Annotated in this window: 20 protein-coding genes; 10 read left to right on the plus strand and 10 right to left on the minus strand. The window is 28.2% G+C overall.

The window, feature by feature from the left end; all coding sequences use genetic code 11:
- Positions 1-125 precede the first annotated feature (125 nt).
- Entirely contained in the window at positions 126-812 is a 687-nt protein-coding gene (rpiA, locus tag QMG63_RS01115; RefSeq protein ID WP_281860972.1) for a ribose 5-phosphate isomerase A, read from the plus strand.
- Here rpiA and psgB read toward each other — a convergent pair.
- Positions 799-1,938, minus strand: a complete 1,140-nt coding sequence (gene psgB / locus QMG63_RS01120; RefSeq protein WP_281860974.1) for a HemN-related non-iron pseudo-SAM protein PsgB — start codon at positions 1,936-1,938, stop codon at positions 799-801. The genes rpiA and psgB overlap by 14 nt on opposite strands.
- Positions 1,939-2,058: 120 nt before the next feature.
- Between psgB and QMG63_RS01125 the strand changes: the two genes are divergently transcribed.
- A complete protein-coding gene (locus QMG63_RS01125; protein WP_281860975.1) occupies positions 2,059-2,898 on the plus strand; it encodes a J domain-containing protein in 840 nt (279 codons plus the stop codon).
- A gap of 5 nt (positions 2,899-2,903) precedes the next feature.
- Here QMG63_RS01125 and QMG63_RS01130 read toward each other — a convergent pair whose 3' ends face one another.
- From QMG63_RS01130 to groL, 6 genes are all read right to left on the minus strand, one after another.
- Positions 2,904-4,055, minus strand: a complete 1,152-nt coding sequence (locus QMG63_RS01130; protein WP_281860977.1) for a hypothetical protein — start codon at positions 4,053-4,055, stop codon at positions 2,904-2,906.
- Positions 4,056-4,078: 23 nt separating this feature from the next.
- On the minus strand, positions 4,079-4,978 hold the full coding sequence (gene secF / locus QMG63_RS01135) for a protein translocase subunit SecF (RefSeq protein WP_281860979.1): 900 nt from the start codon (positions 4,976-4,978) through the stop codon (positions 4,079-4,081).
- Positions 4,962-6,725, minus strand: coding sequence for a protein translocase subunit SecD (gene secD, locus QMG63_RS01140; protein WP_281860982.1), 1,764 nt, complete (start codon positions 6,723-6,725; stop codon positions 4,962-4,964). The genes secF and secD overlap by 17 nt, the downstream gene beginning before the upstream one ends.
- Positions 6,726-6,816: 91 nt before the next feature.
- Positions 6,817-7,125, minus strand: coding sequence for a preprotein translocase subunit YajC (yajC, locus tag QMG63_RS01145; protein WP_281860984.1), 309 nt, complete (start codon positions 7,123-7,125; stop codon positions 6,817-6,819).
- A gap of 15 nt (positions 7,126-7,140) precedes the next feature.
- A complete protein-coding gene (locus QMG63_RS01150) occupies positions 7,141-7,437 on the minus strand; it encodes a hypothetical protein (protein ID WP_281860986.1) in 297 nt (98 codons plus the stop codon).
- Positions 7,438-7,495: 58 nt separating this feature from the next.
- The gene (gene groL, locus QMG63_RS01155) at positions 7,496-9,133 is read right to left on the minus strand and encodes a chaperonin GroEL (RefSeq protein ID WP_281860988.1); all 1,638 of its coding nucleotides are present in this window, start codon (positions 9,131-9,133) and stop codon (positions 7,496-7,498) included.
- A 222-nt stretch (positions 9,134-9,355) separates the two neighbouring features.
- On the opposite strand from groL, the gene QMG63_RS01160 reads away from it, so the two are divergent.
- From QMG63_RS01160 to QMG63_RS01170, 3 genes are all read left to right on the plus strand, one after another.
- Positions 9,356-11,044: a histidine kinase gene (locus QMG63_RS01160; RefSeq protein ID WP_281862065.1), complete on the plus strand. Its 1,689-nt coding sequence runs from the start codon at positions 9,356-9,358 to the stop codon at positions 11,042-11,044.
- Positions 11,045-11,135: 91 nt separating this feature from the next.
- Complete coding sequence (locus QMG63_RS01165; protein ID WP_281860989.1) at positions 11,136-11,654, plus strand: ferric uptake regulation protein; 519 nt, start codon at positions 11,136-11,138, stop codon at positions 11,652-11,654.
- Between the two features lie 13 nt (positions 11,655-11,667).
- The gene (locus tag QMG63_RS01170) at positions 11,668-12,651 is read left to right on the plus strand and encodes an alpha/beta hydrolase (RefSeq protein ID WP_281860991.1); all 984 of its coding nucleotides are present in this window, start codon (positions 11,668-11,670) and stop codon (positions 12,649-12,651) included.
- Between the two features lie 41 nt (positions 12,652-12,692).
- On the opposite strand, the gene QMG63_RS01175 is transcribed toward QMG63_RS01170, so the two are convergent.
- Together QMG63_RS01175 and QMG63_RS01180 are read right to left on the minus strand one after the other, a co-directional pair.
- Entirely contained in the window at positions 12,693-14,237 is a 1,545-nt protein-coding gene (locus tag QMG63_RS01175) for a PTS transporter subunit EIIC (protein WP_281860992.1), read from the minus strand.
- A gap of 52 nt (positions 14,238-14,289) precedes the next feature.
- The gene (locus QMG63_RS01180; protein ID WP_281862067.1) at positions 14,290-14,985 is read right to left on the minus strand and encodes an N-acetylmannosamine-6-phosphate 2-epimerase; all 696 of its coding nucleotides are present in this window, start codon (positions 14,983-14,985) and stop codon (positions 14,290-14,292) included.
- A 142-nt stretch (positions 14,986-15,127) separates the two neighbouring features.
- Between QMG63_RS01180 and ylqF the strand changes: the two genes are divergently transcribed.
- From ylqF to QMG63_RS01205, 5 genes are all read left to right on the plus strand, one after another.
- The gene (ylqF, locus tag QMG63_RS01185) at positions 15,128-15,994 is read left to right on the plus strand and encodes a ribosome biogenesis GTPase YlqF (protein ID WP_281860994.1); all 867 of its coding nucleotides are present in this window, start codon (positions 15,128-15,130) and stop codon (positions 15,992-15,994) included.
- Positions 15,995-16,064: 70 nt separating this feature from the next.
- Positions 16,065-17,108 (plus strand): ABC transporter ATP-binding protein, encoded by a 1,044-nt coding sequence (locus tag QMG63_RS01190; RefSeq protein ID WP_281860996.1) that lies wholly within the window; start codon positions 16,065-16,067, stop codon positions 17,106-17,108.
- A gap of 5 nt (positions 17,109-17,113) precedes the next feature.
- Positions 17,114-17,917 (plus strand): ABC transporter permease, encoded by an 804-nt coding sequence (locus QMG63_RS01195; protein ID WP_281860998.1) that lies wholly within the window; start codon positions 17,114-17,116, stop codon positions 17,915-17,917.
- A gap of 10 nt (positions 17,918-17,927) precedes the next feature.
- Positions 17,928-18,719 (plus strand): ABC transporter permease, encoded by a 792-nt coding sequence (locus QMG63_RS01200; protein WP_281861000.1) that lies wholly within the window; start codon positions 17,928-17,930, stop codon positions 18,717-18,719.
- A gap of 26 nt (positions 18,720-18,745) precedes the next feature.
- Positions 18,746-19,795, plus strand: coding sequence for an ABC transporter substrate-binding protein (locus QMG63_RS01205; protein ID WP_425592795.1), 1,050 nt, complete (start codon positions 18,746-18,748; stop codon positions 19,793-19,795).
- A gap of 44 nt (positions 19,796-19,839) precedes the next feature.
- Here the strand turns inward: QMG63_RS01205 and QMG63_RS01210 are convergent, their stop codons facing one another.
- Complete coding sequence (locus QMG63_RS01210) at positions 19,840-21,177, minus strand: Na+/H+ antiporter NhaC family protein (RefSeq protein WP_281861002.1); 1,338 nt, start codon at positions 21,175-21,177, stop codon at positions 19,840-19,842.
- Positions 21,178-22,000: the final 823 nt, after the last annotated feature.

Below are 22,000 nucleotides of genomic sequence, written 5' to 3' on the forward strand. Positions count from 1 at the left end.
CAGCCATAAATACAATAAGTCATTAAAAAACTTTACTAAATAACACTATTGATGATATTATTCTTAATGATATAATTTACCCTATAAGTCTATAAGTAAATCTATATGATTAAGGATAATACATAATGGAAGAACAAAAAAAGTTAGTTTCACAATACGCAATTGATCATTATGTAAAAAGCGACATGCACCTTGGAATTGGAACAGGAACAACGGTTTTTTATGCAATTAAATATTTAAGCGAAAAAATAAAATCTGGGGACTTAAAAAACCTAAAACTTTACCCAACAAGTAGTGATACAAAATATTTGCTTGCAAGAGAAAATATTACATATGAGTCCAAATTTACAAAACTAAGCAAAAATATAGACATAACAATAGACGGAGCTGATGAAATTTTATTAGAAACAAAAGCCCTAATAAAAGGTGGTGGATCAGCTCATCTAATGGAAAAAATAGTGGCATACAATTCTCATCAATTATTGATTATTACAGATGAAACAAAAATTGTACAAACTTTAGGAACAAGAACATCTGTACCAATTGAAATTGTTCCAGATGCTCTTGCATTTATTACAGCAAACCTAGAAGACATGAATTTCAATCCTGTTTTAAGGACTTGTAAGTCTAAAGCAGGACCAATAATAACTGATAATAATAACTACATCTTAGATATAAAAATGAATATCGAAAACCCTAAAGGGACTGAAAAATACTTTAAATTACTCCCAGGAATACTTGAAATTGGTATTTTTAACCATCAAAACACTAAGATCATATACTATCAAAATGGACAGATTAAAGAAACTTAAAATTCACTTTAAAAGAATTGCTAACTAAATATTCTCTAATTAACCGAAGATAAAAATCCAATTTAAATCTTTCATGTCCATTCAAGTAAAGAATATCATTGCTAAAAACAACTCCTTTACTTAATCTCAAGAGATAATTAATAAAATTACAAAAATCTTCCTGATTATATATAAACCTACGCTTTAAAACAGAAACATCAAGACCCTTCTTAGTCCCAAGATTTGTAATAAAATGACAAATAAAAAAATCCAAATCACTCAAAATCTCAAAAGCTGCTGTAGATTTTTCACCACCTAAAAAATTATCATCTATCCTAATTACAGCCTGAAGACCATCACCTTTGGAAATAACAAACAAACTAACAGAATTTATTCCAAGACCCAAATATGGTTTAAGTTCCCAATATCGCAAATTATGTTCACTCTTATGTCCCCTTAAGGCAAAATTTGAAATCTCATAATTCATATAGCCATTAGATTCCAAAAAATCAAAAGCATAAAACCAAAAATCTTCAGCCTTAGCCTCATTATAATTGAAAGAAACATTTTTAAAAAGATCAATAATGCAATTCCCCTCATCAACTAGAATTTCTGAAAGACAAATATGTTCAGGAGAATATGAAATTAACTTTATTAAATCATTCCTAAGATGCATTTTTTCTTGATAAGGAATATTAACATTTAAATCAATATTCAAATCAAAATCAAATTTACGAATACCATTTACTGCCTCATTTATTTCAGCTACAGATATCTCATAAACACCCATCACTTTTAAAAAATTTGAAGAAAAACTCTTTATATCAAGACTAATCCTACTAACAGAAAAATCATTTAAAATTGCTAACAGTGAAGGTGTAATCTCTAAAGGATGTAATTCAAAGGTAAATTCATTCAATGTACCAAAATCAAAATTTTTAGATAGAGAAGTTAAAAAAGATTCTAAATTAGAATTATTACCAAGCCCTGAAGTTTTGTATTTAACATAAAGAGTCCTAATTTGTGGAAAACCCAAAACCTTTAAATAATAAGACAACTCATGCAATATTTTATCAAAAAAAACATAACTAAAACACTTGGTAAGATCAATATAAATACTTAAATCCGTTAAACGCAAAAAATTCACTACTTTATAAACAGCCTTTAAAAAATTTAAGTTTAATTATAATATATATAATGATAGCATCAATTATAATGAATTTAAATAGCTTCAATATAACACTAAAAATAAAAACAAGGGGGTTGAATGTCTAAAGACTATTACAACATACTTGGAATACACAAAAACGCTACAACAGAAGAAATCAAAAAAGCCTATAAAAAACTAGCCATAAAATACCACCCTGACAAAAATAAAGGAAACAAATTTGCCGAAGAAAAATTTAAAGAAATAAATGAGGCTTATGAAATTCTCTCATCTCCTCAAAAAAAAGCCAATTATGATAATTTTGGAAGTGCAAATTTTAATAATAATTTCAACACAGAAGGGTTTAGTAAAGGATTTAAGAATACTGACTTTCATAATTTTGAAAGTTTCGATTTATTTTCTGATATTTTTGGAGGAGCTACAAGAGGCACACTTAAAGATACAGAGATAACTATTAAAATTTCACTATATGACGCTTATATGGGGGGTAAGAAATCAATATTAATAAACAACGAAAAAATTGACATTAATATTCCAAAGGGAACAATTGAGACTACTAAATTAAAGTTCAATGGCAAGGGAAACATAAATCCAATTTCTGGGAAAAGAAGTAACTTAATTATCAAATTTGAAATATCAAGTTATAAAAATTTTACTTTAAAGGAACGAAATTTAGAAACAAAAATTAATGTATATCCATGGGAAATGGCTTTGGGTAGTGAAAAAGTCTTTGAAACAATTGAAGGGAAAAAAATAAAGATAAAAATTCCAAAAGATACAAAAAATGAAGAAATACTAAGTTTAAAAGGTCTTGGCATGCCCGCACTTGGAAATACCAGTAAAGGGAATCTTAGAGTTAAACTAATAGTAGATGTTCCTAAAATCATTAACGATGAAGTAAAAAAAATATATGAACGACTAAAAGAAATATATAATTAGAAATCTTAAACAAATAAATGCTCAAAATTTTTCAAGCTTTTTTCCCAGTCAAGCCTAAAATCATTAAGTTTGTCTATTTTAAATTCATATTCCTTAATTCCATCTTCAATATTATTAAAACTTTTATTAACATCTATTGAAAATTGAATAATATCACCTTGACGAGGAGAAAGACTAAAGAAAGTAAACTTCCAAGATCCAGAATTTATAATAGATATTATCCTTTTCTGAAAAACACAATCTGATATTAAAACAAGTTTCTGAAACTCTTTTCTACGCAAATAAATAAACTCATTCCACTCATTAAAAATAGCACCTGGCAATTCACCTAGACCAATCTCAATAATATTACTTATAGACAAAAGGATATTAAGAGTCTCTAATAAATTCAAATAATAACTCTCAAAACACTGAATAATAATATCTAATAAAGAAATTTTAACAAGCAACTTAGATACATCAAGACTATGATCTTTCATAATTCTTGATATTCTTTCTTTTGCATACTCTATAACAAATTTTTTATGTGTATCTTTAATATACTCGCTTACCTTAACCTGTTCCACCTTTTCACAATACTCATCAATTTCCTTATTGATCAAATCAAGACTATTATTATTAGCCTCATTAGAAAAGAAATCAATCGTATTTGCCAATCTTTCCAAAAACTCTTCTTTAATAAAAAAAGTGGCAATTTTTATGCAAGAGTATGGGGTTTGATTTTTTTTATCAAATTCCTCAATCTTTTTCTTGAGATCTACCCTAAAATTCAAATATCTAAGTTTATCTAAAAATTTATTAAAAGCATCTTCATTACTCAAAAGTCCAGCACATTCTAAATTTAGAAATTCTGATGACGGATAATATTTTTTTATCAAATTTTTAATAGTGACCAAAGCATCACAAAATATTTTCTTATTAACATTTAAACTATCATTCAACTTTGAAGAAGTACTAACAACTTTAGCAATATCTTTATAAACTTTATCTAAAAAAATAATCTTACTTTTAAGTAAATTAGCATCATTAATAAGACTTGACTGTTCTTTATAAGAATAATAATTTATTAAACTATATCTAAAAATACTAAAATTTAAATGTTTTTGAAAATCAAAAAACCTATAAAACCCTAATGAACCAAAATCAAGAAACTTCATATCATAATATTATAACAAAACATCTATTTAATTTTTTTATAACAACTTAAAAGAATAGGAGAAGCTATAAAAATTGAAGAATAAGTACCAACAACAACACCTACCATAAATATTAAAGAAAAATCTTTAATAGCTCCCTCAGTAAACACATAAATAGATAACACAGCAACAAATGTCGTCATAGATGTCAAAATAGTTCTTGATAAAGTTTGCTTAATACTTACATTTAAAATATTTAAAAATAAAGCATCTGCCATATTCCTAGAATTTTCCCTAATTCTATCAAAAATAATTATCGTGTCATTTAAAGAATACCCAATAATTGTCAATATAGAAACGATTATTGAACTATTTATTTCTATCCTAAATATCCCTAAAAAAGCAACTACAAAAAGTATATCATGTATCGTTGCAAATATTGATGCAACAGCATAACTCAACCTAAATCTCAACGCCACATAAAATAAAATAAATGTAAATGTTAAACAAACCAATAATATTGATTTTGTCCTTAAAATAGATGAAAAATTTGAATCAATAAAATAAGAATCAAGAATTTCAACATTAGCACCAAATTCAATATTTAATTTATCAATTAATGTACTATGAATCTCTTTTTTTAAAGCATAATCAGTAACGTCTGACTTCACTATAATAGAGAACTGACTCTTAGATTCATCACTTGAAATAATTTTATTAACATCAAATGTTTTATAAACTGAAGAGAGTATTCTTTGTATATCATAATCTTTAATACCTGATTTATCTATTACAAAATGAATATTAACTCCTGAAGAAAAGTCTATTCCCCAATTATAACCACCATGATACATAAAAGTATAAATAAAGCCTGATAAAATCATACAAAAACTAACTATAATAACTTTATTTCCATTTTTTAAAAAATTAAATACCTTTTGCATAATTTGAACTCCAAAATATACCTAAACATTTGCTTTTACTAAAAGACATCATAAGTTCCAAAATAAACCTTGAAAAGATCAAACTACTAAAAAGTGATGCTACAATTCCTATAGATAAAGTCCAAGCAAAACCTTGAATAGTTCCGGTTCCAAGAAGAGTTAAAAAAAACACAGCAATAAACGTTGTGACATTTGAATCCATTATTGCCCAAAAAGCTTTTTTAAATCCATCATCAAATGCTCTTTCAAATTTTCGACCATTTCTAATCTCTTCCTTAATCCGCTCATAAATAATTATGTTAATATCAACAGCCATACCCATCGTTAATACAAGACCTGCAATACTTGTAAGAGTCAAAGTAAAGTTAAATGCTGATAAAATCGCCAATATTAAAAATAAATTATAAATAACCAATGAAAAACCCGCAACAAAACCACTTATCTTATAATATACCAACATAAATAAGAAAACCAAAACAAGCGCAAAAAGAGATGCTTTTATTCCAAGTTTAACTGTTTTCTCTCCAATAGTAGGTCCAATAACTCTTAAATCATCTATTTTTATTTCAACTGGAAAAGCTGCTGTTTTAAAAACAAGTGCGAGCTCACTAGCTTCGCGCTTATCAAAAGAATCCCCCTGAATCGAAACATTTCCACCAGCAATAGCATGACTAATATTAGCCACTGATTTAATTTTTCCTTCCATAACTACAGCTAAAGCCTTACCAATATTTTTTTTGGTAAATTCAAAAAATTTTTCACTTCCCTCATTATCTAGATTAAATGTAACCATATCTCTACCTGTTTTGTGATCGTTTAACACCCCAGCATCACTAATATGGGAACCATCAAACGAACTCTCAACACTAGAATCAACAACATAATAACGAACTGTAGATTCATCATCAATACCATAAGAATCCTTAACATACCAAGGAAAAATTTTCTTATTATCTCCAAGTATCATGCTATTTTTAATATCAGAAATTGAGTAAAGAGATCCAGCTTCTAGTATTTTAGTATTAAGAATAGAAGTAGCCTCATTATCAACCACATAAAAAATCAAATTTCCTCTACCACTTAAAAGAGAATCAACACGCTTTTCATCCCTTTCTCCTGGAACATCTAAGAAAATCTTATTTCCACTTGCTTCTCTTGTAATCTTAGGCTCTGTAAGCCCAAAGGTGTCTACTCTCTCTTTAAGTATTTGCATTGTACGTTCAAAAGCTTCTTCCTTTTCTTGAAAACTCAAAGTTCTCCCCAATTTTTGTTCAAGACCTGAATAATCAAGAGAAATAGTAACACTCATTCCTCCAGACAAATCAAGTCCAAGTTGTATTATTCTATTTTTATTCCTCTTTATCTCTTCATAATACCTATAAATTTCAAGATTAAGTTCTTCAATATCAGCATCTGTTAAAAACCCATCTCTTAAAACTTTTACATTATCAAAAGATTTGGGAAATTCTTTTCCATAAATTTTATAGTTATTTTGAGCAATTGGAATTAAATACTTCAAATCATCTGGAATTTGAGCATTAGGATTTTTTTGATACAACTTTTTAAGTTCAATAAGTGAATTCAATGCCTTATTTTTAGAATAATCCCTTAAAGCCTCTTTTGAATATGAACTAATTTTTTTATCCTCATCATTAATAAAAAAATACCACTTTAAAGTAGGAAATATTAAAAGATAAGCAAATGATGTCACACATACTATTAATATAAATTTAGAGACTTTATTCATAAATAACACCCTTATTACATTAATTTAACTTAAATATCATGCTAAATGAAAATTCAAATTAATACTTATATATTAAATCGCTTCTAATTCCTTAATTTTTATCTTTAATTTCGTCAAAAATAACTCTTTCAACTGAATTTTTTATAAACTTTACCTCTGAAGTTGGACTAAGTTCAAGCACAACTTCAGAATCATTAACCTTTTTAACAATACCAAGAATTCCACCTATAGTTAAGACCTTATCACCCTTTTTAAGGTTTTTGATCATATCCTTTTTTTTCTTCTCTTCTTTACGTTGAGGCGATATTACTAAAAACCAAAATATAGCAATCACGGGAATAAAAACCAATAAACTCTTAAAAAAACTACTACTATGGCTAAAATCTTGCAATAAAAACATAAACTTTCCTAACTTTTAAACATAAATAACTTTTATACTAGCAATATTACCTGAATAAACTACCCCAAAGAGGAGCTCAAGCTCCTCTCTTTTACTATAACTAGATTTGCTAATCTTATTATACCTGTCAATTAAATACTCAATAAGAGTGTCATCATTTTTATAAAGAGCCTTGCTAAAGGCACTTCTATAAAACCCAAGCTCGCAAAGCTCCTCTACACTTTTATCTTTATGCTGACTTAAAAGCTCTTTATCTACTATTGCCTTAGAACCATCATAACCTATACAAAAGACAAACTCATTTTCACTCAAATCTAGCTCCTTACTGCAATAGACATCCTAATCAAGGAAAAATTCGTGTAAAACTAATTTACATCATTCCCATTCCAGGATCCATAGGATACCCGCCGCCACCAGCATTACTCTTTTCTTCTTTAACTTCAGTAATAGCACACTCTGTTGTCAAAAGCAATCCTGCAATTGAAGCCGCGTTTTGAAGAGCACTTCTTGTAACCTTAGCAGGGTCAATTATACCACTCTCAATCATATTTACCCATTTAAAACTCGCTGCATCAAAACCAAGTCCTTTTTTGTCAGTTTTAATCTGATGAATATAAATAGAACTCTCAAATCCAGCATTAGCAATTATTTGTCTCATTGGTTCTTCAAGACTTCTCTTCACAATCTCAAAACCTTGTTTCTCCTCATAACTAAGTTTACTTGTATCAACTGTATCAAGATACATAGCAACTTCAATAAGAGTTGACCCACCACCAGGAACAACACCTTCTTCAACAGCAGCACGAGTTGCAGATAAAGCATCCTCAACTCTATGTTTTTTTTCTTTAAGTTCCAGCTCAGTAACAGCACCAACATTAATAACAGCAACTCCACCAACAAGTTTTGCAAGACGTTCTTGGAGTTTTTCTTTATCATATTCAGAACTTGTCTCTTCAATTTGTTTTTTAATAAGCTCTGCACGCTCTTTGATTTGCTCTTTATTTCCAGTATTAATAATTGTAGTATTATCTTTATCAACTTTTACTGATTTAGCCTGACCAAGTTGCTCAAGTTCAACATTCTCAAGAGTAAGTCCCAATTCTTCACTAACAAAAACTCCCCCAGTAAGTATTGCAATGTCTTCAAGCATTGCCTTACGTCTATCACCAAATCCAGGAGCTTTAATTGCACAAACCTTCAAAGCCCCGCGAACACTATTTAGAACAAGTGCAGCAAGAGCATCTCCCTCAATATCTTCAGCAATAATTAACAAAGGCTTATTTGTATTTAAAACTTTTTCTAGCACTGGCAAAAGTTCTTTAATCGTACTAATCTTCTTTTCACATATTAAGATATAAGCATCATCAAAGCTTACACTCATATTTTCTTTATTTGTAGAAAAATAAGGAGACAAATATCCTCTATCAAATTGCATGCCCTCAACATAAGAGATCGTAGTATCAAAAGTCTTTGACTCCTCAACAGTAATAACTCCATCTTTTCCAACTTTGTTCATTGCTTCAGCAATTTTTTCACCTATGGAAGTATCATTGTTTGCAGAAATAGATGCTACCTGAGCAATTTCTTCCTTAGTAGTGATTTTTTTAGCTGATTTACGAATTTTTTCAGAAGCTAAAGCCACAGCATGCTCTATCCCTTTTTTTATTCCAATCGGATTAATCCCAGAAGAAACATTCTTAAGTCCCTCTCTTGCAATTGCATAAGCAAGTACAGTAGCAGTAGTAGTCCCATCTCCAGCTAGATCATTTGTTTTAATTGCAACCTCTTTTAAAAGTTGTGCTCCCATATTTTCAAGCGCATTATCAAGCTCAATTTCACGAGCAACACTTACTCCATCTTTTGTAACAGTAGGAGACCCAAATTTTTTATCAATTAAAACATTTCTCCCTTTAGGACCAAGGGTTACTTTCACAGCATTTGATAGCTTTTCAATACCGCTTAATAAACTTTTTCTAGCATCTTCATTAAAATATATGTCCTTAGCCATAAATTTGACTCCTTTTAAGCATAAAATTTAAAGTTAAATTAAATATCACATCATAAATGTGAGTATGAACTTCATACATATCACTATAAAAATATAAATTTTTTTTACTCATTAATCAAGACAAAATAACATAAAAATCAAGAAACCTTTTTGCAGCAATTTACTGTAAAATCAATACCAGTTATACTAATCTAATATATACTTATGTAAAGATTTTTTATGATGTTTAGAAAATTTAGAAATTCAAGAACTTATATTGTTATCATTTCAATAACTGCATTTGCTGAAAGCAAATTATATTCCATTTTATCAAACACTAAATATTTAATTGAAAACAAAAATCTCAGCTATAAGATACATTGGACCTTCCCAACATATTTTTTTGAAATTTTAAAATTAAATCCGGAATTAGACGAATGGTTCTTTAATAGACTTAAAAATAATGAAGATATTTATATTCCAAGTACATACAGCGGCAGTCCCCATGAATACATGTTACATGATGAAATACACGTAGATCTATACTGGGCTTTAAAAAACCCATTTAAAAGTGGATATAAAGACTTATTTAAGGATAATCCACATACATTTTACGTATACAACATGGAAAAATTAAGAAAGAGAGTACTTGAACTATATAGGAAGCTTAATTTTAACTATATAGAAGGAATAAGAATTGCAAAAAATAATAAAAAATATTTAGTTTTCTATAAAAATAACTGTCAATTTTTATCAGAAATTCAAGAACCTGAAACACAAAAACAAAATATTGATACGCTTATTTACTTTTATGAAATTAAAGACATCTATAACAATCAAGAATTAAAGAACTTTTTACTATCTTTAAAAGAACTAGATGCAAATTTTTACAGTATTAAAATACAAAATTTAGAAGGCAAAAAAATAACCACAGAGCTTTTAGAAATCCCAGAATTTAACTCATTAAAAGAACAAGAAATAATACTACAATTTCAAAACAAAAGATTAAAAGAATATCAAATAAATGAAATTTCTTTAAAAAAATTTTTAGTTAATAAAAATTTTGAATATCATTCAACTAATCTAGAACCTATTACAAGTAAAAATATTGAATATAACATGGAAGGCAATTTTACACTATCTCATGAAAAATATCATGTAAAGTTTGAAGAAGGAAAACTAAATAAAATCAAATATAAAGAGAGAAAAACTGAATTTTTAGATTCTTGCAGAACTTACATTAAGCTCTTATCACAAAAAGATATAATTATAGAACCAACTATTGAAAGTTCATTTTCATTTTCAAATGAAAAAATTGTAGGAATTAGGCAATACTTAACTTTCAATACAAAAGAAAAATCAATAATTGATTTCTTCCTGGACGAAAACCTTGCAAGCTTTTTTATATCAATTAAAATAGCATGGCCTTCTGTTATAACTTGTAATAATAAAAACTTAAAGCTCAGTAATACAAATTATTTACTTGAATATTCAAGTTTAGAGATACCCATTTTCGAAGTTGAAAAAGGAACAAATTTAAAAATTACTGCAAAATACAATGATTTTGATACTTATGAAAAAATTATTGAAACAAAAAAAGACATAAAAGGATACATTAATGGTACAGAATTCTTAATATCTAAGGGAAACGATCAAAACAGTAATTTTTTCATAAGTTTTTTAAATATCGAAAAACATATTATATACACGATTAATTATAAAATCGCAAAAAGAGGTTTTAAAAGATGGTTTATCTTAAATATAGGAGGATCTTACAATACAATAAAAGCTGAAGATTTGAAAAATTATTCTTTGAGTTTAAATTTGCTATTACTCCCAATGAATAACAATTTCGATAATAAAATCAAGATAAATTCAAAAATAAAAACCTTACTTTTTTACCCAAATATAAAAAAAAATGAAAATAAATAGCTATCAGTAGCAAAATATTAATAAACCGTTATAAAATTATTTCTATAAGGACATTAAAGTACTTAATCTTAAATAATAAAGGGTATTATATATGAACAACAATACAATAGAGGTACATTCCACTTTAGAAAAAGTCGGAATTACTAATGACCCTATCTTGCTAAAATCATTAACAACAGAGTTGGGCATGAAAGCCTCACATTCAAGAAATAGAATCATTCTACACATTGCCTCAAATCCAAAAGAGTATTTTACAGCAAAAGAGATTTACAATAAATTAATAAAAGAAATACCAAGTTTATCAAAAGCAACAGTGTATAATACATTAAACATCTTAAAAGAACGTAATATTCTTAAAAATATAAAAACAACCGATCAAAAAGAAACAAGATTCTATCTAAGTTTGACTTCTACAATAGCTCACTTTAAATGCAACAAATGCAATCAAGTCTATCCCATCCAACTTGATGACATTAAAGATATTCTGAAAGACAAACTTGGAGAAGAATGGAAAACCAAATCTATTGAAATTATTTACTCAGGATCATGTAACAATTGTCATCAACAATCTAAAAAAGAAAAATCTAATATTGATTATGAAAATAATTAAAGGAAAGCAACATATGAATATAAAAAATACAATTTTTATCTTGATATTCTTACTTCTTTTAATCGTAGTAGGACCAAGAATTAAATTTAAAAATGAATTTGAAAAAACCAAAATTCCCAATAAACTTGGAGAAATTGATCAATACTTACTAATTGAAGAATCCAAGTTCAATTTAGAAGCAAATACAAAAAAAGAAATCACATGGAACGGGGATCAAAAAAGAACAGAATACGCAGTGATATATATTCACGGATTTGGAGCTTCTAAAAATGAGATTTATCCTATCCCAAATAACATAGCAAAAGCATTAAACGCAAATATTTTTTTTACAAGACTCAAAGGACACGGAATTAACGACAAAAACGCATTTAAAGACGTCAAAACTAAAGACTGGTTAAGAGATATTGATGAAGCCATTCAAATTGGACAATCAATAGGAGAAAAATTAATACTCATTGGCACCTCAAATGGTGGAACTTGTGCTATTTGGGCATTAAAAAACTACCCAGACAAAATATATTCTGCAGTTTTAATATCACCTAATATTTATCCTAAAGATAAAAGAACAAGTTTAATTTACTATCCTTGGGGACGTCAAATTGCTTACCTTATAACAGGTGGATATAATGAACTTGAAATAAGACAAAATAAAAGAATAGAACATGAAGAAGTCACACCATTCCATTCACCAATACGACAAGTCGATTCAATAATTGCAATGATGGGTCTTGTCAAATTAATTAATAATAATGGTTTCAATGAAATAAAAACTCCACTAACAATAGCTTATTCCCCAAATGACCCTATAGTAAATTCTCAAACAATAAATAAATTCATAAGTGAATATGGGGGATATAAAAAAACAATATCAATGATCCTTGTTGAAAGCATTCACTCTCATGTTCCTGTAGGCAATCATAGTTACAGGAGTGCTCAAAATACATCTTATTTAACAAAATATGCGGTTGATTTTATCAAAAATATAAAAAGCAAGTGATATACAAATACATACACTTGCTTAAAAAATTCAACCTGGAATTAATTACCAAGAATTTCTTCAATTTCATTCTTAAGCACACTAACACCAGGACCATAAATCACTTGCACGCCACTATCCTTGATAAGGATTCCCTTTGCTCCTGTATCCTCTAAGGTATTTTTTAAAACTTTAAGAGAATCTTTCACAGTAACTCTAAGCCTTGTAGCACAACAATCAAGTTCAATAATATTATCACCACCCCCAAGCCCCATAATTACTTGAGATGCAGCATCATCTCTCTTGATATTTGCATCAGAAAGAAATGTGTCATTAGAATCTATAGTATCTTCTCTTCCAGGAGTTTTATAGTTAAATTTAGATATTAAAAAAACAAAACTAAAATAATACAGGAAAAACCAAAAAACACCTACCAATGGAACTAAAACCCAATTTGTTCTTGCATTTCCCTGCAAAATTCCAAAAAGAATAAAATCAATAAATCCGCCAGAAAAAGTCTGTCCTATTGTGATTTGTAAAATATGAGCAAACATAAATGAAAAACCATCAAATACTGCATGAATTACATAAAGAACTGGTGCTACAAAGAGAAAAGAAAACTCAAGAGGTTCTGTAATTCCTGTCAAAAAAGAAGTTAAAGCTGATGAGAATAAAAGACCAAAAACCTTTGTCTTTTGATTAGGTTTTGCAAGACGATAAAGTGCAAGAGCAGCACCTGGCAACCCAAACATCATAGTAATAAATCTTCCACTCATAAAACGACTAGTTCCAATAAAAAATTTATCAGTACTATGAGAGGCAAGTTCAGCAAAAAAGATATTCTGAGTTCCTTCAACTAACTTACCATTAATAATTTCAGAACCACCAAGACCTGTTGTCCAGAAAGGCAAATAAAATATATGATGCAGTCCAAAAGGACCAAGCATTCGTAAAAAAATTCCATAAATAAGGGTACCAACGTATCCTGTTGCATCCACTAATACACCCATTTTGCTAATCCCAGCTTGCATGAATGGCCAAAATATAAACATACATACAGCAAGAAGAATATTTGAAAAAGAAACTATTATTGGTATAAACCTAGAACCTGAAAAAAATCCAAGAACTTTTGGAAATTCAATTTTATTAAATTTATTATGAAGATAATAAGTTAAAATACCAACAATAACTCCTCCAAAAACACCTGTTTCTAAAGTCCTAATTCCAAGTATTAATCCAACAGATCCTTTTGAAATCTCTTCAGAGTTACCAAACATATCAACTAAAATACCAATAGTAGAATTCAAGACAAGATATCCAACAAAGGCAGCAAGTCCTGCTGTTCCCTTGTCTGATTTTGCAAGTCCAACGGCAACTCCAATTGCAAATATCGGTGGCAAATTAACAAAAATAATAGCACCGGAGGTACGCATTATATTAAACACTGACTGAAGAAAAAATACATTTAAAAAAGAATATGCGTTGACAGTTGCCGGATTAGACAAAGCACCTCCAATACCCAAAAATAATCCTGCTACAGGAAGAATAGCAATAGGCAACATAAAAGAACGTCCAAATTTTTGGGCACTTTCAAAAAATTTTCCCATAAAACCCTCCTATACGTCTATAAAAAAAATACATTAAATATTATAAACACTCTCAAATTTCTTTAACCTCATTTATTTTATCAACAAATTTTTTTGTAATTTCCATAGGCCGTGTAATAGCTCCACCTACAACAACTAAAGAAACCCCAAGTTCAAAACTTCTCTTAGCCTTAAGAGGAGTATCAATTTTTCCTTCAACTATTAACTTTGATTTGAAATTACACTTAAGTAAATTTTTTAAAAAGGCAAAATCATTATCTGCAATATTGCACCCTTTAGTATCCTTGGTATATCCATGTAAAGTCGTACCAATAAACTCAAATCCAAGTTTATCTGCATTAACAGCTTCTTCTAAAGAAGCAATATCTGCCATCAAGAGCTGACTTGGATATTTTTCTTTAATCTTATTAAAAAACTCAGACAACAAAAGACCATCAGGACGCTTTCTAAAAGTAGCATCAAGAGCAATCACATCAACTCCTTCACTACAAAGTTCATCGACTTCTTTAATAGTAGGTGTAATAAAAACAGGAGAATCATTATAAACTCTCTTAATAATACCTATTATGGGCAAATCAACTTCTGATTTGATTTGATGAATATCTAAAACACTATTGGCCCTAATTCCAACTGCCCCACCCATCTTTGCTGCTAAGGCCATCTTAGACATAATAAAACTACTATGTAGAGGCTCTTCCTCAAGAGCTTGGCAAGATACAATTAGACCTTTTTTAATTTTTTCAATGATATAAAACCTCCTATGATTTAATCGTTTAAAGCAATCTTAAAATTACAAACTATACCATTTTTAAAAAAGATGCAATTCATCACAAAATTAAGTGCATAAAACATAAATTTAATATCTGCTTAAATTAAGCTATAATTTAACAATGTCAAATAAAATTAACTGGTTCCCTGGTCATATGAAAAGGGCATTAAACTTAATCCAAGCAAATTTTCAAAGAACAAATATTGTATTAGAAATACTTGACGCTAGAGCTCCACTTAGTAGCAAAAATCCACTAACTGAAAAAATAATTAAAAACCCAAATATGAATAAAATAATACTTTTAAACAAATCAGATCTTGCACAAGAAGGAGAAATTCTGAAATGGAGAGAATATTTTAAAATACTTGGAAATAATGTACTAATCACAAACATATACAAAAAAGGGATGAGAAAACAAATAATAGACAACATAATAAAAATAGCTAATGTGAAAAAAATTAAAACTTACGAAGAAAAAATAAAAGTATTAGTAATAGGGGTGCCAAATGTTGGAAAATCATCAATAATTAACCTACTAGTAGGAAAAAAAAGCACAAGTGTTGCAAATAAACCAGGACACACAAAAAATATACAAATATTAAAAATAAACGAAAAAATTAATATCTTTGACATGCCGGGAATCTTATGGCACAACTTAGAAGATCAAGAAATTGCAAAAAAACTTGCAATACTAGACATGATAAAAAATGAAATAATAGATAATACAGAACTTGCGCTATATCTACTTAAAGAAATGCACATAAATAACAAAACCAAATTACTAAACAAATATAATATATTATCAACAAATTCACTTGAAATTTTAGAAGAATTTGCAAAAATAAGGGGATTTATAAATAAAAAACATATACTAGACATTGAACGGGCATCAAAAATATTAATAAAAGAATATAGGGAAGGAAAATTTGGAAAAATCATACTTGACATAAAACGTCATAATAACAATAAATACAAGTCATTTACATAAGCATTAATATAAAGTATAATCTAGTTTCATGTGGTTCAATCAACACATGTAAAAAGGGAGGTCCCATTAGTTGAATAGTTACATCCTAGAGATTAAAGACTTAAGTCATTATTATACTGATAGTAATAATAAAACTCTAGATACAATTAATTTAAAAATTAAAAAAAATGAATTTATTACCCTACTTGGTCCATCAGGATGTGGTAAAACAACACTAATAAAAATAATAGGGGGTTTTTTAAATCAAAACAAAGGAAAAATTCATTTCCTATCAAAAGAGATTTCAAAAATTACACCTAATAAAAGAGAAATTAACACTGTATTTCAAAACTATGCTCTCTTCCCACACATGAATGTTTTCGACAATATCTCATTTGGACTTAGAATGAAAAAGATAAACAAAAATTTAATTCAAGAAAAAGTAAAAGCCGCACTTTCCTTAATTGGCATGCAAAAATATGCTTACAGAAATATTAATGAACTATCAGGTGGACAAAAACAAAGAGTCGCAATTGCAAGAGCAATAATTATGGAACCTAAACTTTTATTATTAGATGAACCGCTTTCAGCTCTTGACTTAAAGATGAGACAAGAAATGCAAAAAGAACTTAAAAAAATACAAAGAAAGCTTGGAATAACATTTATCTATGTCACACACGATCAAGAAGAAGCATTAACAATGAGCGACAGAATAGTAGTAATGAATGAAGGAATAATCCTTCAAATTGGAACACCAGAAGAAATCTACAATGAACCCAAAACAAGATTTGTAGCTAGTTTTATTGGTGAGAGCAATATTTTTGAAGGAACGTATGAAAAAGAATTTGTAGTTAAAATGTTTGGTAAAGATTTCAAATGTCTTGACAAAGGATTTAAAAATAAAGAAGCCGTTGACCTTGTAATACGACCAGAAGACGTAAAAATATCACCAAAAGGTCAAGGTCATTTAACTGGAATAATTACTTCAGCAGTATTCCAGGGCGTACACTACGAAATGACACTAGAAATTCAACAATCTAATTGGTTAGTTCAAAGTACAAAATTGACAAAAGTTGGTGAAGAAGTTGATATCTCATTAGGCCCTGATGATATTCATGTAATGTCCAAGGAATAGTAAATATGAATAGAATAATTTTAATACTATATACTCTATTCTTATCAATCTTTATTATCTTTCCATTAGTAATAATAATAGGTTTAGGATTTTTCAATGAGCAAAATGAACTCACATTTGCAAATTTCATAAGATTATTAGAACCAAGCTACTTAAGAATTTTTTCAAGAAGCATGAACTTTGCCTTAATTACAACCATATTTTGTACATTAATTGGATATCCCACCGCATGGTTTATATCCATGTCAAAAAAAAGCGTTCAAAATATGCTCATAATAATGATAATACTCCCTATGTGGACCAATACCTTACTTAGAACTTATGCTTGGATTAGAATATTAGGAAAAAATGGAATTATTAATAACTTGCTTAAAGCCATGGGATTTAAAACGATAGAACTGCTCTACAATGAAAAAGCTGTAATAATTGGTATGGTATATAATTTTTTACCATTTATGGTCTTACCAATATATATAGGACTTTCAAAAATAAAATATGAATATATTGAAGCTGCAAGGGATCTTGGTGCAAGAATGTGGCAAATATTATTATACATAAAACTACCATTAACATTATCATATCTTGCCACAGGAATAATAATGGTATTCATACCCTCAATCACAGTGTTGATTATATCAGATCTATTAGGTGGCGCTAAACAAATTTTAATCGGCAATTTAATTGAAAAACAATTCTTATTCGCAGAAGATTGGCATACTGGAGCTGCTATTTCATTTATTGTAATGATAGTAATATTGATATTCAACTTAATAATATTTAAATTAATGCAAAAAAACAACGTAAAATAAGGATATTAATATGCTTAAAATACTAAAAAATACTTTTTTATTTCTAACACTTGGATTTGTTTATGCACCCATATTAATTTTAATAATTTATTCTTTTAATGCAGGGAACAATGGATTTTTTTTTCAAGGATTTAGCCTAAAATGGTATAAGGAAGTCTTTGCATCACAGCAAATAAAAATAGTCATATATAATACTTTATTAGTAGCAATAGTATCATCCTTAATTTCTATTGTAATTGGTGTTCTTGGAGCTTACAGTATTTACAAAACAAAAAACAAAAAAATAAAAACCATCTTGTTATCAATCAATAAAATACCAATAATTAATCCTGACATTGTAACAGGAATTAGTTTAATGACATTTTTTTCTTTGATAAAAATACAGCTGGGTTTTTCTACAATGCTAATGTCGCACATAATTTTTTCAACACCTTACATAATAATAATAATTTTGCCTAAATTATATTCTCTTTCAGAAAACATTATTGATGCGGCTCGAGATCTTGGAGCATCAGAAATACAAATTTTTAAAAACATAATATGTCCAGAAATAATTGGAAGTGTGGTAACAGGAGGCCTCATTGCATTTACATTATCGGTTGACGATTTTTTAATATCATTTTTCACAACAGGCCAAGGATTTAATAATTTATCAATACTCATAAACTCTTTAACTAAAAGAGGAATAAAACCTATAATAAACGCCATTTCTTCTATATTATTTTTTGTAATACTTAGCCTTCTATTTATTATAAATAAATGTGTAGGAATTAAAAAATTAACAGTAGACACAGAAATTTAATAATTTTAATAATAAGGAGTTTAATTTTGAAAAAATTTTTAATATTAACAATAATTTTAATAGTCACCTCTTGTTTTAATCAAAACAAACAAATTAGTCTTAATGTCCTTAACTGGGCAGAATATATTGATGAAAAATTATTAGCTCAATTTGAAAGAGAAAATAATGTAAAAATCAATTATGAATCTTTCAATAACAATGAAGAAATGATGGCAAAATTTAATAACACAAAAGGTTATTATGACATCATAGTTCCATCAGAATATTTGATTGAAGAATTAATAAGTGAAAACAAAATTGAAAAGCTAGATTATTCAAAATTGCAAAATGTAAAAAATAATATATTAGATAGATTTTACAATCTAGAACATGACCTTGGTAATTTTTACTCTATACCTCTCTTTTGGGGAGTAATGGGAATACTTTACAACAAAACCAAAGTTGACATAAACGACATGAATGAATTTGATATACTATTTAACGAAAAATATAAACAAGAAATCGCAATGTTAGACTCGCCAAAAGAAAATATTGGAGTTGCACTTAAAAAACTTGGTTATTCCTTTAATGAACACAATATATCAATAATCAAAGAAGCCGAAGAACTACTCAAAAAGCAATCTCCCTTGGTAATAGGTTATTTTTCAGATATTGCTGCAAAATCACTAATACTAAATGGTGAATCATCAATCCAACTAACATGGAGCGGAGAAGCACTAGATGCAATGCTTAAAGATCCAAATTTAGACTTTTATGTACCTAATAGTACAAATATCTGGATTGATGTCATGGCAATTCCATCAGACGCACCTCATAAAGAACTTGCTTATAAATTCATAAACTTTCTTTATGAAAATGAGGCATCTTATGCGAACTTTAAAGAAACAAAATATAATTCACCAAACAAAAATGTATTGAATCGATTACAGGAAGAAGCAAAGGAAAATCCTGAAATAAATATATACTTAGAAGAAAAATTTTTTCCAACAAACTTTTCAAACTACGAAGTATTTAAAACAGTACCTAAAGAAGTTAAAGAAGAACAAATGAGAATATATGTAGAATTATCATCTTAACCAAAATCTAAGGCACCTTTTAAATAAAAGGTGCCTTATCTTAATCAAACTTTACCAGAATTTAAAAACTGATTTTTTAACCCAAAAAAAGCTATGGACAAAATAATAATAACGCCTAAAAATACTTGATAAAACAAAAATGGCATGATATCAAGTGGAGATATGGTACCTTTTGCAATATTTATTAAACTTATCATATGCATACCATATGGCAAAGCACCAATTAACGCGCACGAAGAAATTGAAAGCAATGCCGCACAACGCTTAGGACATACAGAGTTTGCCTCAGATATACCTTTAGTAACAGTCCCATTAACTAAAATTGCAAGACCGCTATTTGAAAGAAAACCTGTCACCATAATTATCAAAAAAGTAATTGTAAACTCGGCACTCCTTCTGCACTTAGCAAAATACTTCAACTTAGTTAAAATCCACTCAAAACCCCCATGCCTAATAGTCATATAAGAAACGCCTCCTGTAAAAATAACAAGAATAAACATCTCACTTAAATCTAAAAGTCCAGCATTAATATTTTTAAACATCAAAAGCAAAGTCAAATCACCATTAAAAATGCCAATACCACCGGCAATCAATATTCCAAAAAATAAAACTAAAAATACATCTACTCCTAAAAACGCAAAAATTATAACAAAAAGGTAAGGAATCACCTTTAAATAACTTATCTCACCAAGCTCAACATTAACTCCAATACCACCAATATAAGAGCCTAAAACAGCAAATGCTATAGTTGATAAAATAGATGCAGGAAATGTAAAAAAAGCACCATTTCTAAAAACATCTATAATTTTAACTCCTTGCGTACGACTTGCAATAATAGTTGTATCTGATATTAAAGACATGCTATCACCAAAAGCGCCACCTCCAAGCACAGCTCCTGCAACTATTGGCAATGGGATACCACTTTTACCTGCTATTTCAAATCCAATTGGAGTAATAGCCACAACGGTTCCAAGAAAACTGCCAGTTGCAGTAGATAGAAAAAGGCATATTAAAAATATGCCTGCTATCAACAAATTAGCGGGTATATACCTAAGTCCAATAGTTGCTACGGCTTCAATGCTACCTATTTCTTTACAAACAGCTGAAAAAGCACCTGAAATCATAAAGATGAAAGATATAAATATAATATCAGTCTGTGAACTTCCTTCAATAAAGTCATTCATCTTATCTATAAACGAACCCTTAAATAAAAGGAATGCCGTAACAACAGCTAATAACATAGCAATTATTGGTGGCATTTGATAAAAAGCCATCTCTATACCTTGAATCTCTAAAATCACTCCTGTTCCTACATAAACAACAATAAAAACAAGAAAAGGAACAAGCCCTAAAAAATTTGGCTGTATATGACCTTTGTTCATTTTAAACCCCCTTACAATTCACGCATTTATAAGTTAATTTACTTAGCTTTCTTATTTAACTTAAGAAATCTCAAATCAATTTATTTTTAGCAATAATCTAAAAAATCCCTTTATACCAAGGCTAACCATAGACAAAAAATAGAAAAATAGTTAATAAATTAAAACTATAACTACCTATGGAAGGAACAATACTCTTACATCCTAAAGACCTGCCAAAACGCAAATAAACATATCTATAAGCAAATAACTTCTATGAGAAGGAATATTATCATAATATATATAATATTCATGAAAAACAATTCATACAAAAATAACATACTTTAAGACTAATACTTGAACTGATTTCAAAATTACTTATCCTTTTACAAAAAACAGAAAAAACTCTTGTCAGTAAAGAAACAATAAAGGGCAAAATACAACAAAATCAAATTTAATCTCACACTCATTACATTTTTCACCAAAATTCCACAGACAAAAAACAGTAAACTAAATTACCTTAATTAATTATAAGTCTAAAATATGGATATGTATCTTTAATATTATATCACAAAATACAATCTTTAAAAATTTTATTAAAAAAAATAAATTCAAATTGAATAAAAAAGAAAAAATTATAAATTACACAAAGATTATTTTTCTAAAGCAATAATAACTTACATATAATTACTTTGTAATAAAACTATGAAACAATACTCTGCTTAAATTAACCAAGATAAAATAAGAAAATCACTTAAAACAGTGTAAAGACCTATAACAACAAATAAAATAAGTATAAATTTTATCTTAATTAACTTAACAAATATAAATTTAATATCCTAAATAC

The organism is Candidatus Borrelia fainii (assembly GCF_027925085.1).
In the GTDB taxonomy this organism is placed as follows: Bacteria; Spirochaetota; Spirochaetia; order Borreliales; family Borreliaceae; genus Borrelia; species Borrelia turicatae.